Below are 7,695 nucleotides of genomic sequence, written 5' to 3'. Positions count from 1 at the left end.
GGCCTTTGCCAGCGATTTTTGCAAGGAGGGTTGGGGCTTCATCTTCGTTCCTTCGTCACTGCGACGAAGCCCCAACCCTCCTTAAATCACAACCTCAAATCTGTGCCATTGGTGCTGACGGGGAACACCCTTGCTGTCGCTAGCTCTGATTGATTTGTGCAGATATGATTACGTCGGAAGAACGATCGCTGACGCTGATCCTTTCACAGGGCAAATCATTGCTGTGGTGGAGAGATATCGGCCTGCTCAGTCGCGAACTTCTGCTGTATCTGCATCTGCTTCGGATGGGGACTTTAGAAACCATCTTCATTTTTTCCTATGACGCTGCCGATCGAGCATATGTTGCAGAGCAGGCCCTTCACGATCCGGTTTATCAGCGCATTCGGGTGCTTGCCCCAACCCAAGGCAAAGCTGCGGGTCTTGCAGCGTGGGTTTGGAGTATTGTTGGTCCATTTCGCTACCGACATGCGATCCGCCAAAGTACAGCCATTAAAACCAACCAAGTCCACGCCTGCGTAGCCGCCATCACAGCCGCCGCAGCAACGGGGCGCCCCCTTGTGGTGCGACTAGGCTATCTGCTGTCGAACGACTATCGCAGCGGCGGGCGCCGCGCGCGTGCCATTCTTGTGCGCTGCTTGGAGCGCATCGCGTTCGGTGCGGCAAATCGGATACTTGTCAGTTCGCACGGTATTGCCCAGCAGATAACCGCGCGGCATCCGCAGTTTGCTTCGAAGATGGTGGTTCACCCAACCTATGTTGACATCGAAGCCTTTCGTAAGAAGGCGACCTACGACTTCGATGCCCCTCTCATTTGGGTTGGCCGCCTGTCGGAACAGAAAAATCTTGTTTCGCTCATTCACGGCTGTGCGTTGGCCGGTCGTGATCTCGACCTCGTCGGGGCTGGGGATTTAGAAGGGCAGCTACGGGCGCTCGCGGCAGCCGTCCCCATTAACATACGCTTCCTCGGCCAAGTAGCGAACGATCGCTTGCCTGCGCTGCTGCGCGAGTACAGCATATTCGTACTTCCCAGCTTCCATGAAGGCTTACCTAAGGCCCTGATCGAAGCCATGTCCTGTGGACTAGTGTGTCTGGCCTCCAACATCTCGGGCGTGAACGAGTTGATTAAGCACGAACATAACGGGCTGTTGATAGGCGGATTTGACGCCCACCAGATCGCTGCGGTCATCGAGCGGGCGACACGAGAAAGGGATGTGAGTTTGGGACGGCAGGCGCGACTGACGATCGAGCAAGGCTTCACCTTAGACAGCTACGCCATGCGAGAGGCTGGGCTTTACGCGGCGTTGGACGCATGACGAGGGGATTTCCAGGCGAACAGGGGAAGTGGTCGATGGCTCCTCTCGTGGTCGGCGTTCCACCCTTGCAGACGCTGTTATGGTCTGCTTGGATCGCAATCCAGACGCAAGCAACGCACTGAAGATCGCATGTCCAAGCTTACGCTAATATGCAGTTTCTATAATCGCGAGCAGGGGGTGCTCCCCACCCTTCACTCAATCGCTCGCCAGAGGTTTCGCGATTTCGAAGCAATCATAATCGACGACGGTTCGACGGATGGCACGAGTGCCCTACTTCGGCGGGAGTTGCAGAAGCTGGCCGATTCGCGCTTGATATTCCGAACGAACGTCGTGAATGTCGGACTGACTCAATCTCTCATTCAAGCCATTGCATCGTCATCGACACCATATATTGCCATTCATGATGCGGGCGATGTTTCACTGCCCGATCGATTGAGTCGGCAGGTCGAAATGCTTGACGCCGACCCGACGATCGCAGCGGTCGGATGCCACTACATCAACGTGCTTCCTGAGCGGAACTTGCATGTAATGAAGCGGCCAGATGCCAGTGGCGAGAGTTTTCGGTCGATCCTGCGCCGTCCGGCGTTCACGCATGGCGAGGTGGCATTTCGTCGCGACGTTTACGAAACGGTCGGAGGGTATCGCCCCGAATTCCGTTATGCACAGGACAATGATCTCTGGTTGCGGATGATCCGGGTGGCGCGTTTTTCGACGGTTCCGGAGATACTTTATCACCGTATGATCTATGCCAGCGGAATTTCGCAAGGACCGCGCACCTTCGTCGAGCAGGCGGCGTTTTATACGTTGGGCCGGATTATCGCCCAAGACCCGCATTTCGAGCATGTCGCCCTGTCGCGACTGCGTTCCGGTGCGCACATTCATGAAATTCTGCCGCTCGACGACGCGCGCATCCAGGCGCTGATTCTCCGAAAAACGCTGCGGCACATGTTGTTCGGCGACACGGAAGCGGCCAAAGCGACCTTCGCCGCTTACAGCAGATGGGCTCCGCTCAAGCTGCTCAAGCCGCTCTTGTCGATTGGATGCCGACTGTCGGCCCGTGGCCATAATGCAGATGGCGTGGGTCTCGTGCGGACTGCGCTGCGGATCCAGTCGGGACTGCCATGGGCACCGCTCGCCTCATCCCCTGACGAATTGGACGTCTCGCCGTCCACCCCCTGACCAATTTTTGGCGGACCTTGCCTCCAAGCAGGTTAGGTTTGTCCTGGCCGGATTGGCGACAGACGTGCATCTTCATTTGTCAGACAGAGTGAAAGTGCCGTCGAACCGAAAATTAAATGTATAACTTCCCATCGAGAGACAAATACTTCTCAACTGACTGAAATGGGATTGCGCCTTTACAGGAGATATAGCATCCATATCCAATATGGCATCTTTCTAAATGCCTGATATCGGGGGTGTTCGATAATGGAAGCGACTGATGAAGGCGGCCCTGCCACGAAATTAGCACAGACCCGTAAAGACCGGTCCCTGCGCACAGCGCACCGGGTCGATACAACGGTCGACAGCTCGGACGAGGGGGCAATGACTGCTTCGAGCCGCAATATCCTGATGGTCGATCTCAACAATTTCGCGACGTTCCCAACCTTGTCGATCGGCATTCTTGTCTCTTCGCTCAGAAATGCTGGCCATCAGGTCCGTTTGCTCTGCCCTCTCGCCTATGACGTGCCCGCAGCCGAGCGCGAGCGCAGCGAAACCCGTTTCGATGACATTATGCGGCGCGTGCATCTGAGCACGAACCCCTGGCTGCAGGCCGCGCGGTCGCTGGCCCATCGCGCTTATATCTGGCGAACGGAAAAATCGCATCCCGTGGTGATCAGCGAAGTACGCAAAGAGCTGGAGAAGAAACCCGACGTTCTGCTGTTGTCCGCCTATCTCAATCACTTTAGCTCGGTCACCGAGATCGCCAAGATCGCGCAGGAGATGCAGATTCCCGTGCTGCTAGGCGGGCCGATGCTTAACCTGCCCAATACAGCAGATGTCTGGCGTCAGATTCCCGGCGTGACGGCGGTGGTTGGCGCGGAATCGGATGTTTCGATCGGGGCCATGGTTGAAGCCGTAATCCGCAGGAACGATCTTCTCAGCTTTCCAGGTATCATGCTGCCGGATGGACAAACCAGTGGGATTGCGCCGCCGTTCCGCCGCCTTGACCAGATTCCTATACCAGACTTCACCGATTTCCCGTGGGACCGCTACCCAGTTCGCGTGATCCCGATCATGACCGGACGCGGCTGCCAATGGGGCAAGTGCATGTTTTGCAGCGACGTCGTCACAGCATCCGGGCGCACCTTCCGCACCCGGCCGCTGGAATCCGTGCTGCTGGAGATAGAGGAGCTTTCCCGTCGGCATCAGACGACTAACTTCATCTTCATCGACATCAAGCTCAATTCTTATCCCGACATGCTGCGCGGCATCGCCAACAATATCCAGCGGCTGGTGCGCGGGGCGGAGTGGATCGGCACGGTGCATGTCGACCAGCGCGATGACAATGGCCTTTCGCGCAAGGATCTGTTCGATGCTGTGCGCGGCGGTATGCGCCGGGTGAGTTTCGGCCTCGAAAGCGGCAGTCAGCGTATGCTCGATCTCATGCAGAAGGGTTGTGTCGTCGAGCGCAACTCCGAATTCATCCGCCACGCCCATGAAGCGGGTCTCAGCATTCGGTGCACGATGTTCCGGGGTTTTCCGGGAGAAACTGCTGAGGATATGCGTGCCACCGTCAATTTCCTCGAAGCGCATCAGAACTATATCGACAGGGTCCGGCTGGTCGACTTCAAGCTTAGCGAAGGTACGCCCATCCATGAAGCAGTAGAACAGAGAGATGCGGTTGCCGGAACTCTCCAGGTCACACGCCCGGACATGAAGCGCGCCAAGCTGTTCTACGATCGTGGCCATATCGACAAACATTATCGCCGGGAGGTCGCGAAAGCCTGCTCCATCGTGCACAAGATCAACACCGGGCACCTGCGCAACTCAGCTCGTCAGTTCGATGGAATGATGTGAGTGCGCTACGATATTCGCTCCTTGCTCGGCACGAATGAGCGATATGCAAATTCCGGCAATAGTCATCGCCGAGCCCTGAGAAGATTGTCGGACGGGGAGCGTCGAGAAGAGGCGAGAGCCTTCCTCAACACTTATTGCAAGGAATCGGGCGCGACGCAGCAGTTCCAGCAAAGGCGCTGGGCGGAGATCCGCCGGGAACTCGCGGCTGCCAAATTCTACCGGCACACGCCGGAGGAACTCGCCTTCGGGGCTCGCGTGGCATGGCGTAATCATGGTCGCTGTATCGGCCGGCTATTCTGGGAATCGCTCGAGGTATTCGATTGCCGGGAAATCACCGACCCAGCCGCCATGGCCGCCCGGATCACGGATCACATGACAGCGGCGCTCAGCGATGGCCGGGTGCGGTCGATGATCTCGATCTTTGCCCCTGTCGAGAATGAACGCATCCCGGCGCGCATCGAATCAGGCCAGATCACACAATTTGCAGGCTATCTTCGCGAGGATGGACAGGTCCTGGGGGATCGGCAGAATGTAGAAGCGACGCGTATCGCAATGGCCATGGGATGGAAGCCGCCTACTGATCCGAGCCGATTTGACCTGCTGCCCTACTTCATTCGCAGCCCCGAAGATGTTCGTAGCATGCACGCGCTGCCGCTAAGCGCTTACAGGCTGGTTCCGATCAATCATCCCACGATAAGCGCGATTTCGGACATGGGCCTTGCCTGGTACGCAGTTCCATGCGTGAGCAATATGATCCTGTCGATCGGCGGCATCGATTACCCATGCGCGCCGTTCAATGGCTTCTATATGGGTACTGAGATCGCATCCCGGAACTTTGCCGACACCTATCGCTACGATCTGCTCCCGGAGGTCGCGCAAGCGCTTGATCTCGACATGAGAAGAGATCCGCTCTGGAAGGACGTGTGCCTGACCGAACTGAATCGAGCCGTACTGCATTCTTTCAAGGAGTCCCGGGTTACGATCGTCGACCATCATGCCGCCAGCAAGCAGTTCATGGACTTCTACAATATCGAGAATGCCAAAGGGCGGCATGTCTCGGGCGACTGGCGCTGGCTGGTCCCACCGCAAGCATCCGGAAGCTCAGATCTGTTCCATCTGCGGGTCAGGAACAAGCATGACGTCCCCAATTTTTATGCTTCAAGGGCAACCGACGGAAAGTTTCTGATGCCCTTTTATGGGTGCTGTCAGTCTAACTGCAACTCGTCTCCGATTGACGCAATGCACCCCAAATCGATGGATCGTTAGCCCATCAGGCTGCGCCACTCGGCCAGTGCGGCCGAGCGTCGTTCCTTGTAGGTCTGGCGGTCGATGAGATTGCGTTCCGAAGCGAAGTGGTTGTGAAGTGATGCGTGGACTGAAGCAAACTTCTGCAATGATTTCATTTGTCGGAATCTGAGCATCGCGCGTTCTCGTCGTCGGAAAGGCAGATGGCTGTTCTCCACCCGGTTGTTCGCCCAGCGGCCGATCTCCTGCTTGTCCCGGTTACCCAGTGCATCCATCGCTGCACCATAGGACCGCAGACCATCGGTCGTTATTGTTTCGACCGTGCCGTGGCGTTTCAATGCTCTCCTGATGAAAGACAGAGCGGCCTTCTTGTCGCGCTCCCTGGTGACGAAACTCTCGAGAATCTCGCCTTCCTGATCTACCGCCCGCCACAGGTAATGCATCTCGCCACCGATCTTCACGTACATCTCGTCCAGGTGCCAGTTCCAGTGCCGGAAGCCCTTCATCCTCGATACGCGCTGCCTGCGGATGTCGGCAGCGAACATCGGGCCGAAGCGGTTCCACCAGTGCCGCACTGTCTCATGGCAAATGTCGATGCCCCGCTCGAACAGCAGATCCTCGACGTTGCGCAGGCTTAGCGGAAACCGCACATACATCATCACCACGAGGCGGATGATCTCTGGTGACGAATTGAAATAGCGGAACGGGCTCGCAGCTTTGCGGGGTCTGGGCATCGGCCGCGATTACCGGCGCCCCGCCCTGCTGGCTAGCCGGTGCATTTGCTCTGACAGTGCCGCCCTCAACAAGATGGGTGCGTTCTTCGAAGTGATTGCGCCAAAGATTGGCGGCGTGACGCTTTCAGATGGCACGGCGGTCGCCGCCAAGCACAAGATTGATGGCGGACCCTCAATCCTGTTCGACGCTGTAGCGGTGTTGCCTTCGGCTGAGGGCGCAGCGCTGCTGGCTGTCGACGCGCCAGCTAAGGATTTCGTGTGCGACGCCTTTGCCCATTGCAAGTTCATTGGCGTGGGTGCGGATGCCGAGCTCCTGTTCACAAAGGCTGGCCTCGCCGAGGATCTCGACGATGGCTGCTTGCCTCTTGGCACTTCTAAGGATGTCGGACCTTTCCTTGAAGCGTGTAGCATGCTGCGCTATTGGCCACGCGAGCTGGCGGTCGATCTCGATGCGGAACCAGCCCCCCATGATTGATCCAAAGCACTATCCTCTGCCGTCCCCAGAACGCCTGCAGCAACTGTTATTTGATGCAGCGCGGGAAGGACGGGACGACATGGTGCAGCCATTATTGCGAGCTGGCGCTAACATTGAGGCGCGAGATCCCAAAGGTTTCACGGCGCTGATCTTAGCGAGCTATCATGGTCACCGCGCCGCCACCCGTGCTCTGTTATCCGCTGGTGCCCATGTTGACAGCGTCGACTTGGCCCGAGGCAACAGTGCCCTCATGGGTGTTGCCTTCAAGGGGTATGCTGAACTGGCAAGGGACTTGCTCGCAGAGGGTGCAACTGTGGACCTCCGCAACAATGCAGGCCAGACGGCGCTCATGAATGCTGCGCTCTTTGGTCACTATGTGATCGTCGAACTCCTACTCCATGCGGGCGCTGATCCGCACGCCATGGATAGCGGGTGCAATAGTGCCCGGTCTCTTGCGATGGACCAAGGCAATGCTGATATGCTCTTCCAGCTTGACAGCGCTATGCCACCGATCGGCGTACTTAACGGATGAACCGGTGACCGGGCGAATGCAGATTAACTGCACCATTCAGCTAATATGGGATGCGTGACAGTAACCTAGGCCGACACCCGGATACTCGAGTACATTGCCCGTCGATCAGGGTGGGAGAGGCACAGGGCGCTTGCGAGATTTTCTGAATGGATATCGAGGAGAGCATCGGAAGAGTTGGCTTGAGGGAATCAACTTCGGTCACCGGATTTTCCGAGGGCGTCCAAGGCAGGTTGTAACTACGGCAGCATAGCGCTGGACCAAGCACAATAGTCGTCCACCCTCAACCACAAAGCATTCGACTTCGCCGCACAACGGAGCGAACAGCACATGTATTGAGTCGCGCGGCGGGAGATAGCCCGCCTGCCCCAGATGCGCTGC

6 protein-coding genes and 1 pseudogene are annotated in these 7,695 nt (G+C 57.4%); 6 read left to right on the top strand and 1 reads right to left on the bottom strand.

From position 1 onward, the window contains the following. Positions 1–164: 164 nt before the first annotated feature. From ENE74_RS05080 to ENE74_RS05065, 4 genes are all read left to right on the top strand, one after another. Positions 165–1,313, top strand: a complete 1,149-nt coding sequence (locus tag ENE74_RS05080) for a glycosyltransferase family 4 protein (protein WP_127689487.1) — start codon at positions 165–167, stop codon at positions 1,311–1,313. Positions 1,314–1,442: 129 nt separating this feature from the next. Beyond that, entirely contained in the window at positions 1,443–2,492 is a 1,050-nt protein-coding gene (locus ENE74_RS05075) for a glycosyltransferase family 2 protein (RefSeq protein ID WP_127689486.1), read from the top strand. A 246-nt stretch (positions 2,493–2,738) separates the two neighbouring features. Beyond that, positions 2,739–4,331, top strand: a complete 1,593-nt coding sequence (locus tag ENE74_RS05070; RefSeq protein ID WP_127689485.1) for a B12-binding domain-containing radical SAM protein — start codon at positions 2,739–2,741, stop codon at positions 4,329–4,331. Beyond that, positions 4,332–5,597 (top strand): nitric oxide synthase oxygenase, encoded by a 1,266-nt coding sequence (locus tag ENE74_RS05065; protein WP_127689484.1) that lies wholly within the window; start codon positions 4,332–4,334, stop codon positions 5,595–5,597. On the opposite strand, the gene ENE74_RS05060 is transcribed toward ENE74_RS05065, so the two are convergent. Next, the gene (locus tag ENE74_RS05060) at positions 5,594–6,310 is read right to left on the bottom strand and encodes an IS6 family transposase (RefSeq protein WP_127689483.1); all 717 of its coding nucleotides are present in this window, start codon (positions 6,308–6,310) and stop codon (positions 5,594–5,596) included. The two genes, ENE74_RS05065 and ENE74_RS05060, sit on opposite strands and share 4 nt — an antisense overlap. Before the next feature lie 61 nt (positions 6,311–6,371). On the opposite strand from ENE74_RS05060, the pseudogene ENE74_RS05055 reads away from it, so the two are divergent. Both ENE74_RS05055 and ENE74_RS05050 read left to right on the top strand, forming a co-directional pair. After that, positions 6,372–6,785, top strand: a pseudogene (locus ENE74_RS05055) (catalase); the annotation flags it as partial. After that, positions 6,778–7,317: an ankyrin repeat domain-containing protein gene (locus ENE74_RS05050; protein ID WP_206517637.1), complete on the top strand. Its 540-nt coding sequence runs from the start codon at positions 6,778–6,780 to the stop codon at positions 7,315–7,317. The pseudogene ENE74_RS05055 and the gene ENE74_RS05050, both read left to right, overlap by 8 nt. Positions 7,318–7,695: the final 378 nt, after the last annotated feature.

Origin of the sequence: Sphingobium algorifonticola (genome assembly GCF_004005485.1) — a bacterium.
In the GTDB taxonomy this organism is placed as follows: domain Bacteria; phylum Pseudomonadota; class Alphaproteobacteria; order Sphingomonadales; family Sphingomonadaceae; genus Sphingobium; species Sphingobium algorifonticola.
This window is presented reverse-complemented; position numbering and strand designations above follow the sequence as displayed.